Source organism: Aeromicrobium sp. 9AM, from assembly GCF_902506105.1.
In the GTDB taxonomy this organism is placed as follows: domain Bacteria; phylum Actinomycetota; class Actinomycetes; order Propionibacteriales; family Nocardioidaceae; genus Aeromicrobium.
On sequence record NZ_LR733304.1, the window covers coordinates 1,047,870 to 1,061,515 of the forward strand.

14 protein-coding genes are annotated in these 13,646 nt (G+C 70.1%); all 14 read left to right on the plus strand.

The window, feature by feature from the left end:
• Positions 1-5: 5 nt before the first annotated feature.
• The 14 genes from BOSE46_RS11340 (at position 6) to BOSE46_RS11405 (ending at position 13,638) form a co-directional block, all read left to right on the plus strand.
• The gene (locus BOSE46_RS11340) at positions 6-845 is read left to right on the plus strand and encodes a TlyA family RNA methyltransferase (protein ID WP_159540343.1); all 840 of its coding nucleotides are present in this window, start codon (positions 6-8) and stop codon (positions 843-845) included.
• The gene (locus tag BOSE46_RS11345; protein WP_159540344.1) at positions 842-1,759 is read left to right on the plus strand and encodes an NAD kinase; all 918 of its coding nucleotides are present in this window, start codon (positions 842-844) and stop codon (positions 1,757-1,759) included. The genes BOSE46_RS11340 and BOSE46_RS11345 overlap by 4 nt, the downstream gene beginning before the upstream one ends.
• Positions 1,759-3,444 (plus strand): DNA repair protein RecN, encoded by a 1,686-nt coding sequence (gene recN, locus BOSE46_RS11350; protein ID WP_159540345.1) that lies wholly within the window; start codon positions 1,759-1,761, stop codon positions 3,442-3,444. The genes BOSE46_RS11345 and recN overlap by 1 nt, the downstream gene beginning before the upstream one ends.
• Positions 3,445-3,571: 127 nt before the next feature.
• Positions 3,572-4,708, plus strand: a complete 1,137-nt coding sequence (gene steA / locus BOSE46_RS11355) for a putative cytokinetic ring protein SteA (protein ID WP_159540346.1) — start codon at positions 3,572-3,574, stop codon at positions 4,706-4,708.
• Positions 4,705-5,589 carry a copper transporter gene (locus BOSE46_RS11360; protein WP_159540347.1) on the plus strand — a complete coding sequence of 295 codons (885 nt, stop codon included), beginning with the start codon at positions 4,705-4,707 and terminating at the stop codon, positions 5,587-5,589. Before steA ends, BOSE46_RS11360 begins: the two co-directional genes overlap by 4 nt.
• Positions 5,590-5,726: 137 nt before the next feature.
• A complete protein-coding gene (locus tag BOSE46_RS11365) occupies positions 5,727-7,403 on the plus strand; it encodes a CTP synthase (RefSeq protein WP_236551727.1) in 1,677 nt (558 codons plus the stop codon).
• Complete coding sequence (locus BOSE46_RS11370) at positions 7,400-8,011, plus strand: NUDIX domain-containing protein (protein WP_159540349.1); 612 nt, start codon at positions 7,400-7,402, stop codon at positions 8,009-8,011. The genes BOSE46_RS11365 and BOSE46_RS11370 overlap by 4 nt, the downstream gene beginning before the upstream one ends.
• A complete protein-coding gene (gene xerD, locus BOSE46_RS11375) occupies positions 8,008-8,934 on the plus strand; it encodes a site-specific tyrosine recombinase XerD (protein ID WP_159540350.1) in 927 nt (308 codons plus the stop codon). Before BOSE46_RS11370 ends, xerD begins: the two co-directional genes overlap by 4 nt.
• A 118-nt stretch (positions 8,935-9,052) precedes the next feature.
• The gene (locus tag BOSE46_RS11380; protein WP_159540351.1) at positions 9,053-9,901 is read left to right on the plus strand and encodes a ParA family protein; all 849 of its coding nucleotides are present in this window, start codon (positions 9,053-9,055) and stop codon (positions 9,899-9,901) included.
• Positions 9,886-10,233 (plus strand): hypothetical protein, encoded by a 348-nt coding sequence (locus BOSE46_RS11385; protein ID WP_159540352.1) that lies wholly within the window; start codon positions 9,886-9,888, stop codon positions 10,231-10,233. The genes BOSE46_RS11380 and BOSE46_RS11385 overlap by 16 nt, the downstream gene beginning before the upstream one ends.
• Complete coding sequence (locus BOSE46_RS11390; RefSeq protein ID WP_159540353.1) at positions 10,230-11,138, plus strand: ScpA family protein; 909 nt, start codon at positions 10,230-10,232, stop codon at positions 11,136-11,138. Before BOSE46_RS11385 ends, BOSE46_RS11390 begins: the two co-directional genes overlap by 4 nt.
• Entirely contained in the window at positions 11,131-11,862 is a 732-nt protein-coding gene (scpB, locus tag BOSE46_RS11395) for an SMC-Scp complex subunit ScpB (protein WP_201299616.1), read from the plus strand. The genes BOSE46_RS11390 and scpB overlap by 8 nt, the downstream gene beginning before the upstream one ends.
• Positions 11,855-12,580 carry a pseudouridine synthase gene (locus BOSE46_RS11400; protein WP_236551728.1) on the plus strand — a complete coding sequence of 242 codons (726 nt, stop codon included), beginning with the start codon at positions 11,855-11,857 and terminating at the stop codon, positions 12,578-12,580. Before scpB ends, BOSE46_RS11400 begins: the two co-directional genes overlap by 8 nt.
• A complete protein-coding gene (locus BOSE46_RS11405) occupies positions 12,577-13,638 on the plus strand; it encodes a prephenate dehydrogenase (RefSeq protein WP_159540354.1) in 1,062 nt (353 codons plus the stop codon). The genes BOSE46_RS11400 and BOSE46_RS11405 overlap by 4 nt, the downstream gene beginning before the upstream one ends.
• Positions 13,639-13,646: the final 8 nt, after the last annotated feature.

Genomic DNA, 13,646 nt, shown 5'->3' on the forward strand with positions numbered 1-13,646 from the left:
TCCGCATGACTCGTCGGCTGCGGCTGGACGCCGAGCTCGTACGCCGAGGTCTGGCCCGTTCGCGGGAGCACGCTGGGACGCTGATCGAGGACGGTCAGGTCAAGGTCGCGGGATCGGTCGCCACCAAGGCCGCGACCGGGGTGACGACCGACCAGGCGATCGTCGTCAAGGCGAGCACCGAGCCGACGTACGCCTCTCGCGGCGCGCACAAGCTTCTCGGGGCCCTCTCGGTGTTCGAGCCGATGGGCCTGTCGGTTGAGGGCAAACGTTGTCTCGACGCGGGCGCCTCGACAGGCGGATTCACCGATGTCCTGCTGCGCAGGGGAGCGCGGCAGGTGTGTGCGGTCGACGTGGGGTACGGCCAGCTGGTCTGGGCGCTGCAGTCCGACGAGCGGGTGGTGGTGTTCGATCGTACGAACGTGCGCCACCTGGAGGCCGACGACATCGGAGGTCCGGTCGAGCTGATCGTCTCGGATCTGTCGTTCATCTCGCTTACGGTGGTCATGCCTGCCCTGACGAGGGTGTGCGAGCCGAGCAGCCCAGAAGGCGGAGGTGACATCGTGCTGATGATCAAGCCGCAGTTCGAGGTGGGCAAGAGCAACCTCGGCAAGAACGGCGTGGTGCGCGATCCGGCGCTGCACGCAGACGCCGTGCAGCGTGTGTGCCTGTCGGCGTACGAGCTGGGCTGGGGCACCAAGGCCCTGGCGCCGAGTCCGCTGCCCGGTCCCGCCGGCAACGTCGAATACTTCTGCTGGTTGCGCAGCGACGCCGACCCGCCCCATGAGGACGCAGCACGTGCAGTCGTCGCGGCTGGTCCTCTCGACACGACGGGTGAGGGCGCATGACTCGACGGGTTCTGCTGATCGTCCACGTCGCCCGCGAGGAGGCGAGCAAGGTCGCCACCGCGTTCGCTGCCGACCTGAGGGCAGAGGGCGTCGAGATCTGCGTCCTTGACGCCGAGCTGGAGACGCTCCGGGCGGCCGGCCTGGAGGATCCCGGTGTGATCGAGGCCGGTCCCGGAGCGGCGGACGGCTGCGAGCTCGCGGTCGTGTTCGGAGGCGACGGCACGATCCTGCGAGCCGCCGAGATGTGCCGGGGCACCGACACGCCCGTCCTGGGGGTCAACCTGGGACACGTCGGCTTCCTTGCCGAGGCCGATGTCGAGGACCTCCACGACGTGGTGCGCGGCGTCGTCGACGGCACCTACACCGTCGAGGAGCGCCTGACGGTCGACGTCTCGGTCTCGGTGGGCGGCGAGGTCGTCGCGACCAACTGGGCGCTCAACGAGGCCTCGGTCGAGAAGGCCGCACGCGAGCGCATGCTCGAGATCGTCGTCGAGATCGATGGCCGCCCGGTGTCCCGTTGGGGCTGCGACGGCGTGGTGTGTGCGACGCCGACCGGTTCGACGGCCTACAACTTCAGCGCCGGTGGCCCCATCGTGTGGCCCGAGGTGTCGGCGCTGCTGATGGTGCCGATCAGCGCGCACGCCCTGTTCGCCCGCCCCCTCGTGGTGTCGCCGGACTCGACGCTGGCGATCGAGGTCGTCGGTGAGGTGTCGACCGGCGTCCTGTGGTGCGACGGCCGGCGCGCAGCCGACCTCCCTGTCGGTGCGCGTGTCGAGGTGGTCCGGGGCAAGACGCCCGTACGACTGGCGCGGCTGCAGATCGCCTCGTTCGCCGACCGGCTCGTACGCAAGTTCGACCTGCCCGTCGCGGGCTGGCGCGGCTCCGCTGAGCGCCGGATGAGGGGTGATGTCTGATGTGGCAGCACCTGCGACTCTCGTCGCTGGGCGTCATCGACTCCGCTGAGCTCGAGCTGTCCGACGGATTCACCGTGATCACCGGCGAGACCGGTGCCGGCAAGACCATGGTGGTGACCGCCCTGGGGCTCCTGCGCGGCGATCGCGCCGACCTCGGACTCGTACGCCGGGGGGCTGACCAGGCCCGCGTCGAGGCCAGCATCGGCGTCCCGGCGGGTGCTGCGGCGACCGCTGCCGTCGAGGATGCCGGCGGCCGGATCGACGACGACGTGGTGATCCTCGGCCGCGTGCTGTCCGCCCAGGGCCGGTCGCGCGCCATCGCCGGGGGAGCGATGGTGCCTGCCGCGCTGCTCGCCGACGTGACGGACGAGCTCGTCGCCGTGCACGGCCAGTCGGACCAGCACCGGCTCCTGCGCGCTGCGGAGCAACGGGCCGCCCTCGACCGGTTCGCCGGCAGGGCATTCACTGCCGCCGCTGAGGCGTACGCGCCGGCGTTCGCCCGGTGGCGCACGGTGGAACGTACGCTCGAGGAGCTGCGCACGCATGCCCAGGAGCGCGCCCGAGAGCTCGACGTCCTGCAGTTCGGGCTCGACGAGATCAACGAGGTCGAGCCACAGGCGGGCGAGGACGAGCACCTCAAGGTCGAGGAGAGTCGGCTCGCCCACTCCGAGTCCCTGGCCCGCGCAGCAGACCAGGCCCACCGCTCGCTCGTCGGCGAGGGCGACCTCGATGCGGCCCGCACACAGGTGGCCGAAGCCTCGACGGCGCTGCGGGAGGCCGCCGGCCACGACCCGGCCCTCGACGCTCTGGCCGAACGGGTCCTCGAGCTCGGCATCCTGCTCGACGACGTCGGCGCCGAGCTGGGCGCTTACTCCGCGGGCGTCGAGCTGGATCCCGAACGCCTGGCCGAGCTGCAGGAGCGCCGGGCGGCGCTGTCCGGACTGCAACGCAAGTACGGCCCCACCCTCGATGACGTCCTGGCGTGGGCCGACAAGAGCGCGGCACGGCTGAGCGAGCTGGGCAACGACGACGAGTCCGTGGCGGCGCTCGAGGCCGAGCAGGCCCAGCTCATCCCCGAGGTGACGCGGCTGGCGCAGGAGATGTCGGCGATCCGCGCCGAAGCGGCCGCGCGGCTGTCGGGGCTGGTCGACGAGGAGATCGCGCAGCTGTCGATGCCGTCGGCACGCCTCGAGGTCCAGGTCACCGCCAACACGGATGCCGTACCGGGACCGCACGGCATCGACGACGTCGAGTTCCTGTTCGCCGCCAACAGTGGCACCGGGCTGCGCCCCCTCCACAAGGGCGCCAGCGGAGGCGAGCTGTCCCGCTTGATGCTGGCCCTCGAGGTCGTGCTGGCAGACCGCACGACCGTGCCGACCCTGGTGTTCGACGAGGTCGACGCCGGCATCGGCGGCAAGGCGGCGGTCGAGGTCGGTCGCCGGCTGTCCAGGTTGGCTGAGCACGCGCAGGTCATCGCCGTGACGCACCTGCCGCAGGTCGCGGCGTTCGCGGATCACCACTTCGTCGTCTCCAAGGACGACGACGGCACCGTCACGAGCAGCTCAGTCCTCGAGCTCGACGAGCACAGCCGGGTCGACGAGCTGGCTCGCATGCTGGCCGGTCAGGAGGACTCGGCGACCGCGCAGGCCCATGCCCGAGAGCTGCTGGAGCTGGCACGCGGATGACCTGAGTTCCGGCTGAGAAGGTGTCTTTTGCACGACACGCCGGGGGAGCGCGCAAATCGATCCGCCTCAGCGGGAAACATGGGCGGCGATGGCCATCAGGAAGCACAAGAGACCCAGTTCACCCGAGGTGACGGGGGTCGTCGGCACGGTCCGGTTCGCCCGGCGCGACAGCGATGTTGCGTCGCTGCGCGAGGGCGACATCGCAGTCGTCGACCACCCCGAGCTCGACTCCCGCCAAGCCCAGGAACTCATCGATCGCCGCGTACGGGCCGTGCTCAACGCGGCCCGGTCGAGCAGCGGCCGCGTGCCCAATGTCGGACCGCAGATGTTGTCGCACGCCGGCATCCTGCTCGTCGACATCGCCAGCGACGCGGTCTGGTCGAAGCTCAAGAACGGCGAGCGGGTGCGGATCGAGGACGGCAAGATCCTCCGCGACGAGATCCTCGTGGTGGCCGGCACCGAGCTCGACGAGTCCCGCACCGCAACGGCGCTGGCCGACGCCGAGTCGGGCCTGGCGACCAGGCTGGACTCGCTGGCCGCCAACGCCACCGACCACATCCAGCGTGAGCAGACCATGCTGCTGGACGGCGCCCGGGTGCCACGGATCCGCACCAAGCTGCGCGGCCGGGCGGTCGTCGTGGTCTCCAAGGCGTACGACGACGAGGCGGACCTGCGGGGCCTGCGCCGCTACATCCGCGATGACGACCCGGTGCTGATCGGCGCCGGTGCCGGCGCCGACGTCCTGCTCAAGGCCGGCTATGTCCCGGCGATCGTGGTCGGCCACCTCGACAACCTCTCGGATGCGGCCATCCGGGCGGCCGGGGAGGTCGTGGTGACGACGTCGTCCGGCACGGTCGACACTCCAGAGCGGCTGGAGCGCCACGGCAAGGAGGTCGTGACGTTCGTGTCGACAGGAGCCGACGACGACCTCGCGATCGTGCTCGCCGACACCAACGAGGCCGCCGTCATCGTGCACGTCGGCGCACCCGCGACGCTCTCGAAGTTCCTCGAGCGACCGCCGTCGGAGGTGGCGCGGATGTTCGTCGCCCGCCTGCGGGCCGGCTCCAAGATCGTCGACGCCAAGGCGGTCAACCACTTCACCTCGCAGCGCTTCGCCATGTGGCCGGTGCTGCTGCTCCTCGCCGCAGGCGTCGCAGCCGTCGCGGTCGCGATCGCTGTGACCCCCGTCGGCAACGACTGGTTCGACTCTCTCGGGGATCGCCTTGCCGATCTCGGAACCTGGATCAAAGGACTCTTCTCGTGATCAACTTCCGCTTCCACCTCGTCTCGCTCGCCGCGACACTGATCGCGCTGGCGGCCGGGGTTGCGCTGGGCTCAGGCCCGCTGGATGACACCGGCGACTCGCTGCGCGGCGACGACACCACCAACCAGCAGGCCGCCGATCCGGGCGTGGCCGCCTTCGAGTCGGGTTATGCCGGGCGTACGTCGGGCGCACTGCTCAAGGACAAGCTCAAGGGTCAGACGATCGTCGTGCTCACGGTGCCCGGCACCAGCGCGGCCGAGACGAAGGGCGTGACCGCCAATCTCGAGGCAGCCGGCGCCGATGTCACCGGCGAGGTCGGCCTGACGAGCAAGCTTCTGGACGCGTCGGGGCGCCAGTTCGCCGAGGGCGTGGCCCAACAGTCCGCGGACGACGTGCCCGGAGTGAGCGCGGCCGGCGACAGCTACGGACGCATCGGCTCGGCGCTCGGTCGCGCGTTGCTGGCCGACAAGGCAATAGCGCCGGACCAGACCGCCGGCACGATCCGCTCGGCGTTCTCCGAGGGCAAGCTCATCTCGCTGACCAAGGCGCCGGCCAAGGTCGCCACGCTCGCGGTGCTGGTCACCGGGCCCGAGCGCGCCAGCGGCTCCGACCAGAGCGGCGTCATCGCCGCCCTCGCCGGAGCGCTCAACGGCAACGGCAAGGGTGTCGTCGTCGCGGGACCGTCGTCCTCGAGCACCGATGGCGGCGCGGTCAAGGCCGTACGTGACAGTGATTTCGCCACCGAGGTGTCGACGGTCGACGTGACCGACACGGCTGCCGGCCGGGTCGTGACCGCACTGGTCGCGGCGGCGCAGGCGGACGGCCAGCCCGGTGCGTGGGGCACCTCCCGCAGCGGCAGTGGAGCCGTGCCGGCCAGCTAGCGACCTCGTGTGGGCCAGCCGACAGGTGTGTCGTTGGGCTCAACCCGGTTTGTGTTGGTAGGCTGGAATCCCGTGGAGGCCTGATGCCATTCGGCATCCAGAGCGCTCGACATCAGCATTCGACCACGGGAGTCACCTTGGCAGGTAACGCGGTTACCAAGCATGTTTTCGTCACCGGCGGGGTTGCCTCCTCGCTCGGCAAGGGTCTGACCGCATCGTCCCTCGGGCGGCTGCTCAAGTCACGGGGTCTGCGCGTCACGATGCAGAAGCTCGACCCCTACCTCAACGTCGACCCCGGGACGATGAACCCGTTCCAGCACGGCGAGGTCTTCGTGACCGACGACGGTGCCGAGACCGACCTCGACGTCGGCCACTACGAACGGTTCCTCGACGTCGACCTCTCCGGCGCCGCCAACGTCACGACCGGCCAGGTCTACTCCGAGGTCATCGCCAAGGAGCGCCGCGGCGACTACCTCGGCGACACCGTCCAGGTCATCCCGCACATCACCAACGAGATCAAGTCGCGCATCCGCGCCATGGCGGGCCCCGACGTCGACGTCGTCATCACCGAGATCGGTGGCACGGTCGGCGACATTGAGTCCCTGCCGTTCCTCGAGGCCGCGCGCCAGGTGCGCCACGACGTCGGTCGCGGCAACGTGTTCTTCCTGCACGTGTCGCTCGTGCCCTACATCGGGCCGTCGGCAGAGCTCAAGACCAAGCCCACGCAGCACTCCGTCGCCGCGCTGCGGTCGATCGGCATCCAGCCGGACGCGATCGTGTGCCGCGCCGACCGGGACATCCCGACCAGCATGAAGCGCAAGATCTCGCTGATGTGCGACGTCGACGAGGAAGCCGTCGTCACCGCGAGCGACGCTCCGTCGATCTACGACATCCCCAAGGTCCTGCACAGCCAGGGCCTCGACGCGTACGTCGTGCGCCGCCTCGACCTGCCGTTCCGCGACGTCGACTGGACGCAGTGGGACGACCTGCTCCGACGCGTGCACCAGCCCGCAGAGGAGATCACGATCGCGCTGGTCGGCAAGTACGTCGACCTGCCCGATGCGTACCTGTCGGTCGGTGAGGCGCTGCGCGCCGGCGGGTTCGCGCACGATGCGCGGATCCACCTGCGGTGGGTCCCGTCGGACGAGTGCGAGTCGCCTGCCGGCGCCGCCCAGAACCTGCACGACGTCGACGGCATCTGTGTGCCCGGCGGCTTCGGCATCCGTGGCATCGAGGGCAAGCTCGGCGCGCTGACGTACGCCCGTGAGCGGGGCATCCCGGTCCTGGGCCTGTGCCTCGGCCTGCAGTGCATGGTCATCGAGTACGCCCGCAACGTCGCCGGCATCGAGGGCGCCAGCTCCTCGGAGTTCGACCCGCAGACACCCAACCCGGTCATCGCGACGATGGCCGAGCAGCTCGAGATCGTCGACGGTGCGGGTGACCTCGGGGGCACGATGCGCCTGGGTCTCTACCCGGCGCAGCTGCAGGCCGGCAGCATCGTCGCCGAGCTCTACGGCGCTGACAAGATCGAGGAGCGCCACCGCCACCGCTACGAGGTCAACAACTCGTACCGGGCCAAGCTCGAGGCGGCCGGCCTCGTGTTCAGCGGGACGTCGCCGGATGCCAACCTGGTCGAGTTCGTCGAGCTGCCGCGTGAGGTGCACCCCTACTACGTCGCGACCCAGGCACATCCCGAGCTGCGTTCGCGTCCCACCCGGCCGCACCCGCTGTTCTCGGGCCTGATCGGCGCCGCCTTGGCCCGCCAGCTCGAGATGCGACTGCCGGTCGACGAGCAGGCGAAAGCGGACGCGTGACTGAGCATCCTCGGCTGCCGGGTGAGCTGGCCGGCGGCAACTCGCTGGGGGACTCCGACCAGTCGTGGCCGGTGAGCTCGTCCGAGGTCAAGTACGAGAGCCCGTACGTCAGCCTGCGCGTCGACACGATCGTCGATCCGGCCGGCGGCGAGCACCCGCGGGCCGTCGTGCAGCCCAACGGCGCGATCGGCGTGCTGGCGATCGACGAGAACGACCGCATCCTGCTGGTCGAGCAGTATCGCCACCCGGTGGGCCGTCGCCTGTTCGAGCTGCCGGCCGGCACGCTGGACGTACCGGGGGAGTCGTCGCTCGACGCGGCCGCCCGTGAGCTCGCCGAGGAGGCCGATGTCGTGGCCGGGCAGTGGGACTCGATCCTGCACCTGCTGGCCACTCCGGGCTACTCGACCGAGGCGTGGGAGGTGTTCCAGGCGACCGACCTGTCGGCCGTGCCGCACGCCGACCGTACGCAGCGCGAGGCCGAGGAGGCCGACATGGCCCAGTGGTGGCTGCCGTTCGAGGACGCCGTCGACGCGGTGCTCTCGGGCCGGATCACGGACTCGCTCACGGTCGCGGGGATCCTCGCCGCACAGGTGTTGCGCACCAGATGACGACCGACGCGGAGCGGGCGGTCCAGGACTACCTGAGCCATCTCAGCGTCGAACGCGGGCTTGCCGACAACACGCTCCACTCCTACCGCCGCGACTTGAGGCGCTACCTCGAGTTCCTGCACGCGCGAGAGCTCACGGATCCGGCCGCGATCACCGAGAACGACATCGCCGCGTTCCTCGGTTCGCTCCGCACGGGCGACCCTGACCACGTCTCGCTGGGCACCGCGAGCGCGGCTCGTACGATCGTCGCGGTCCGAGGGCTGCACCGGTTCCTGCTGCGCGAGCAGATCGTCTCGACCGACGTCACCGCCGCGATCAAGCCGCCACGTCCCGCATCGCGGTTGCCCAAGGCTCTGCCGCTGTCGGACATCGAGGCGATCCTCGACGCGGCCGGTGCGCCCGGCACGACCCTGTCCTCGCGCGACCGGGCGCTGCTCGAAGTGCTCTACGGCACGGGCGCCCGCATCTCCGAGGCCGTCGGCCTGGACCTCGACGACCTCGACCTCGAGGAGTCCACCGTGCTGCTGCGGGGCAAGGGCGGCAAGCAGCGCATCGTGCCGCTCGGCTCGTACGCCCGGCAGTCCTTGCTGGACTACCTGGCCGCGTCGCGTCCGGCCCTCGTGTCCGCCAAGGCGAGCACGCCCGCGGTCTTCCTCAACGCTCGCGGCGGCCGGCTCTCGCGGCAGAGTGCCTGGACGGTGCTGACCCGGGCTGCTCAGCGGGCCGGCATCGCCGTCGACGTGTCACCGCACACCCTGCGGCACTCGTTTGCGACGCACCTGCTGGACGGCGGGGCCGACGTCCGCGTCGTGCAGGAGCTGCTCGGCCATGCCTCGGTGACGACGACCCAGATCTACACGCTGGTGACCGTCGAGAAGCTCCGCGAGATCTATGCGACGGCCCATCCGAGGGCGTCGAGATAGGTTCTGGCTGCGATCTCGGCAGCCGTGTCGAGACTTCGTTCCCGCGCGGTCGTCAAGTCGACTTTTCGCGGTAGAGTGACGCTCGTCCGCCGGTCGAGTTCGAGTGCAGGGGTAGCTGATGAGCAAGGAACTGGGACCGACCGGAAGGCCATTGCCGAACTTCCCGAAGCCTCAGCCGCGCAAGGCCGGACAGCCCGCGACGATCATCGCGATGTGCAACCAGAAGGGTGGCGTCGGCAAGACCACGACGACCATCAACCTGGGTGCCGCACTCGTCGAGACCGGCCGCAAGGTGCTGCTCGTCGACTTCGACCCGCAGGGCTCCATGACCGTGGGACTCGGGATCAGCGCGCACGAGCTCGACCAGAGCATCTACCACGTCCTGATGGATCGCGAGATCTCGATCAAGGACCTGATCATGCCCACCGCGGTCGACGGACTCGACCTCGTACCGTCCAACATCGACCTGTCCGCCGCGGAGATGCGGCTCGTGACCGAGGTCGGCCGTGAGCAGGTGCTCGCGCGGGTGCTGAAGTCGATCCGCCAGGACTACGACGTCATCCTGATCGACTGCCAGCCGTCGCTCGGCCTGCTGACCGTCAACGCCCTGACCGCCGCCGACGGCGTCCTGGTGCCGCTGGAGTGCGAGTACTTCGCACTGCGTGGCGTGGCGCTGCTCAAGGACACGATCGAGAAGGTGCGCGACCGCACCAACGACGAGCTGCAGATCATCGGGCTGCTCGGCACGATGTACGACAGCCGCACGTTGCACGGCAAGGAAGTCCTGGCGACCCTCGTCGAGGGCTGGGGAGACCTGGTGTTCCACACGGTCATCCGTCGCACCGTGAAGTTCTCCGACTCGACCGTCGCCGGGGAGCCCATCACCGAGTACGCCACGACGTCTCCCGGGGCTGAGTCCTACCGTCAGCTCGCGAGGGAGGTCCTCGTTCGATGCCCCGACGCGTGACAGCCTCGTCAGGAGGTCCCGGCAAGCGACCCACCATGCCGGGCGCGGATGAGCTCTTCAGGGCCACCGCTCCGGCGCCGGCCGCCGAGGAGAGCGAGGCCAGCGCGCCGGCCGCGGCGAGCGGGCGGGTCAAGCACGACGAGAAGATGACGGTCTACGTCACGGCTGCCGAGCTGCTCGCCGTCGAGCAGGCCAGGCTCAAGCTCCGCAGCGAGCTCGGCCGCAGCGTCGACCGCGGACGGTTCGTACGAGCCGCACTCGCGGTGGCGCTGGCCGACCTGGAGTCCCGTGGCACCGACAGCGATGTCGCCCGGCGATTGAGCGAGTCGTGACCATCGCGGACGTCGACGAGTCCGCACCGTCCGGCTTCTCCGTGGGCCTGACCAACTTCGAGGGCCCGTTCGACCTGCTGCTGCAGCTCATCTCCAAGCATCAGCTCGACATCACCGAGGTCGCCCTGTCGAAGGTGACCAGCGACTTCATCGCGTACATCAAGGAGCTCGGGGACGACCTCGAGCAGACCACCAGCTTCCTGTTGGTCGCCTCGACCCTGCTCGACCTCAAGACCGCGCGGCTGCTGCCGCAGGCCGAGGTCGAGGACGAGGAGGACCTCGCCCTGCTCGAGGCCCGCGACCTGCTGTTCGCCCGGCTCATGCAGTACCGCGCGTTCAAGCAGGTTGCCGGTGTCATCGCCGCCCGCCTCGCCGAGGAGCAGAAGCGGTTCCCGCGGATCGTGTCGCTCGAGCCGCGCTTCGCCGACCTGCTGCCCGAGGTGCTGATCTCGATCGGTCCCGAGGAGCTGGCGCAGCTCGCGGCCGCGGCCTTCGAGGCCAAGCCCGTGCCGATCCTCTCCCTCGCACACCTGCACGCCCCGCAGGTCAGCGTGCGCGAGCAGGCGCACCTCGTGGTCGACCAGCTGCGCCGCAAGGGCGAGATGACGTTCCGCGCCCTCACCGCAGACGCGCCGGACCTGATGACCAAGGTGGCCCGCTTCCTCGCGGTCCTCGAGCTGTTCCGCGAGGGGGTCCTCGCGTTCGAGCAGGCGACCCCGCTGGGTGACCTGCACGTACGCTGGACCGGCACGGATGACGGCGACATCGACGTCGGCGACGAGTTCGACGAGCCGATCGTGGACCCCGACGACGTACCCATCGTCGAGGACGCGGATGAGCCGCCGGCCGACGACGAGCCCACCGACGAACAGACCCCTGAGACACGCGAGAGCACTGATGACTGACCAGCACGTACCCACCGGCCCCCACGAGCTCGAGCTGGAGATGCTCGACCTGAGGCCGGCCCTCGAGGCCGTGCTGATGGTCGCCGACCAGCCGCTCGACCACCTGACCCTCGCGCAGGCCGTGGGGCATCCGCCGGTCGACGTCGAGCAGGCCCTCGCCGAGCTGGCGGCGGAGTACACCGAGCAGGGGCGTGGCTTCGAGCTGCGCAACATCGCCGGTGGCTGGCGGTTCTTCACACGCGAGGAGTTCGCGGGAGCGGTCGAGCGGTTCATCCTCGACGGTCAGCAGGCCCGGCTGACCCAGGCGGCCCTCGAGACGATGGCTGTCGTGGCATACCGGCAGCCCATCAGCCGGTCGCGCATCTCGGCCATTCGTGGCGTCAACGTCGACGGCGTCGTTCGTACGCTCGTGACGCGTGGGTTGATCGAGGAGGACGGGGTCGACGCCGAGAGCGGCGCGATCCTCTACCGCACGACCAGCTACTTCCTGGAGCGCATGGGTCTCGGTGGTCTCGACGAGCTGCCCGACATCGCCGGCCACCTGCCGGAGCTCGAGGACATGGAGGACGAGGTTCTCGCCGGCGCCGAGGAGGCGCTCGGAGACCTGGCGAGCCAGGACTCGATCGGCGACGAGGCCGAGGTCGGTTCGGAACCCGAGGCCGAGCCGGAGCCAGCCGAAGCCCCCGAGGCCGCCGCCGAGCAGGGCGACGACACGCGTGGCTGAGATCCGACTGCAGAAGGTCCTCGCCCAAGCCGGCCTCGGCAGCCGCCGACGCTGCGACGACATGATCGCGAACGGCCGCGTCGAGGTCAACGGCGAGATCATCGACGTCATGGGTGCACGCGTCGACCCCATGACCGACGTCATCCGGGTCGACGGCCAGCGCATTCCGCCGCCCAACGACCACGCGTACGTCCTGCTCAACAAGCCCCGCGGGATCGTCACGTCCATGGCCGACGAGCGGGGCCGGCCCGACCTGTCGACGATCGTGGCGGGCCGCGAAGACCGCTTGTTCCACGTCGGCCGCCTGGACACCGACACCTCCGGGCTGCTGATCCTGACGAATGACGGGGACCTGGCGCACAAGCTGGCGCACCCGTCGTTCGAGATCACCAAGACCTACGTCGCACTGGTCGACGGCACGGTGCCCGACGGGCTGGGCGCCAAGCTCAAGGCCGGCATCGAGCTCGACGACGGTCCGGCCCAGGTCGACCGGTTCCTCGTCAAGGACACCTCACGGGGACGTTCGCTCGTCGAGCTCGACATCCACATGGGTCGCAACCGCATCGTCCGGCGGCTCCTGGACGCGGCCGGTCATCCCGTACGCGAGCTGACCCGCACGGCGTTCGGTCCGCTGCACCTCGGCGGGCTCTCGTCCGGCTCGATGCGCGACCTGACCCGCGACGAGCTCGGCGCCCTGTTCGATAGCGTTGACGGGTGAACACTGACCTTCCCGGACCGGTCCTGGTGATCGGCTGCGGACTCATCGGTACGTCCGCCGCGCTCGCGTTGGTCGAGGCGGGTGTCACGGTGCACCTCGAGGACATCCGCACCTCCAACCTCGAGCTGGCGATCTCCCGCGGAGCCGGCACCGCCGACCCGGTCGAGGCGCCCACGCTCGTCATCGTCGCGGTGCCGCCGGCCGACGTCGTCGACACGGTGCGCCGGGTGCTGAAGGACTTTCCCGCGGCCGCCATCACCGACGTCGCCAGCGTCAAGTCCGACCTGCAGCACCAGATCGCGCAGCTCGACGGCAGCCAGCGCTACGTCGGCAGCCATCCCATGGCCGGCAGCGAACGCTCCGGTCCCATGGCCGCCTCCGCGCGGTTGTTCGAGGGCCGGCCGTGGGCCGTCACCACCTCCGAGGGCACCGACCAGGACGCGATCGATCTCGTGGTCCGGCTTGCCGAGGTCGCCGGGGGAGTGCCGCTCGTCATGGATGCCCCTGATCACGACCGCGCAGTGGCCCTGGTGTCGCACGTGCCGCACATCCTGTCGGTGCTGACGGCGGCGCAGCTCAACGGCGCGCCGGGCGAGCACCTTGCGCTGGCAGGCCCCGGCCTCCGCGACGTGACGCGCATCGCCGGCAGCGACATCGCGCTGTGGCAGGACATCCTCGGCGCCAACGCCGGCCAGGTGCGGGCCGTGCTGCAGCACGTACGCGAAGACCTCGACCGGGTGATCGACTCGATCGGCGCGGACACCGACCGCCTCGGCCAGGTGCTCCAGTCCGGCCAGGATGGCACCCGGCTGATCCCGGGCAAGCACGGCGACAAGATCGCCGACCTGGCCACGGTTTTCGTCTCCGTGCCCGACCGCCCGGGCGAGCTGCCGCGCCTCATGGCGCACACGGGCGAGGCCGGGGTCAACATCGAGGACATCCGCATCGACCACGAGCTCGGCCGTCCGGTCGGCCAGGTCGAGATCGCCGTCATGGCGGGCTCGGCCGATACGCTCGTCGAGGCATTGACCGCGCGCGGCTGGTCCGCGTACCGCTAGGCACAACA

Coding starts and splice junctions, on each gene's coding strand:
- BOSE46_RS11385 (WP_159540352.1), top strand. CDS start 9,886: ATGCCCCGACGCGTGACAGCCTCGTCAGGAGGTCCCGGCAAGCGACCC.
- BOSE46_RS11380 (WP_159540351.1), top strand. CDS start 9,053: ATGAGCAAGGAACTGGGACCGACCGGAAGGCCATTGCCGAACTTCCCG.
- xerD (WP_159540350.1), top strand. CDS start 8,008: ATGACGACCGACGCGGAGCGGGCGGTCCAGGACTACCTGAGCCATCTC.
- recN (WP_159540345.1), top strand. CDS start 1,759: ATGTGGCAGCACCTGCGACTCTCGTCGCTGGGCGTCATCGACTCCGCT.
- BOSE46_RS11345 (WP_159540344.1), top strand. CDS start 842: ATGACTCGACGGGTTCTGCTGATCGTCCACGTCGCCCGCGAGGAGGCG.
- scpB (WP_201299616.1), top strand. CDS start 11,131: ATGACTGACCAGCACGTACCCACCGGCCCCCACGAGCTCGAGCTGGAG.
- BOSE46_RS11340 (WP_159540343.1), top strand. CDS start 6: ATGACTCGTCGGCTGCGGCTGGACGCCGAGCTCGTACGCCGAGGTCTG.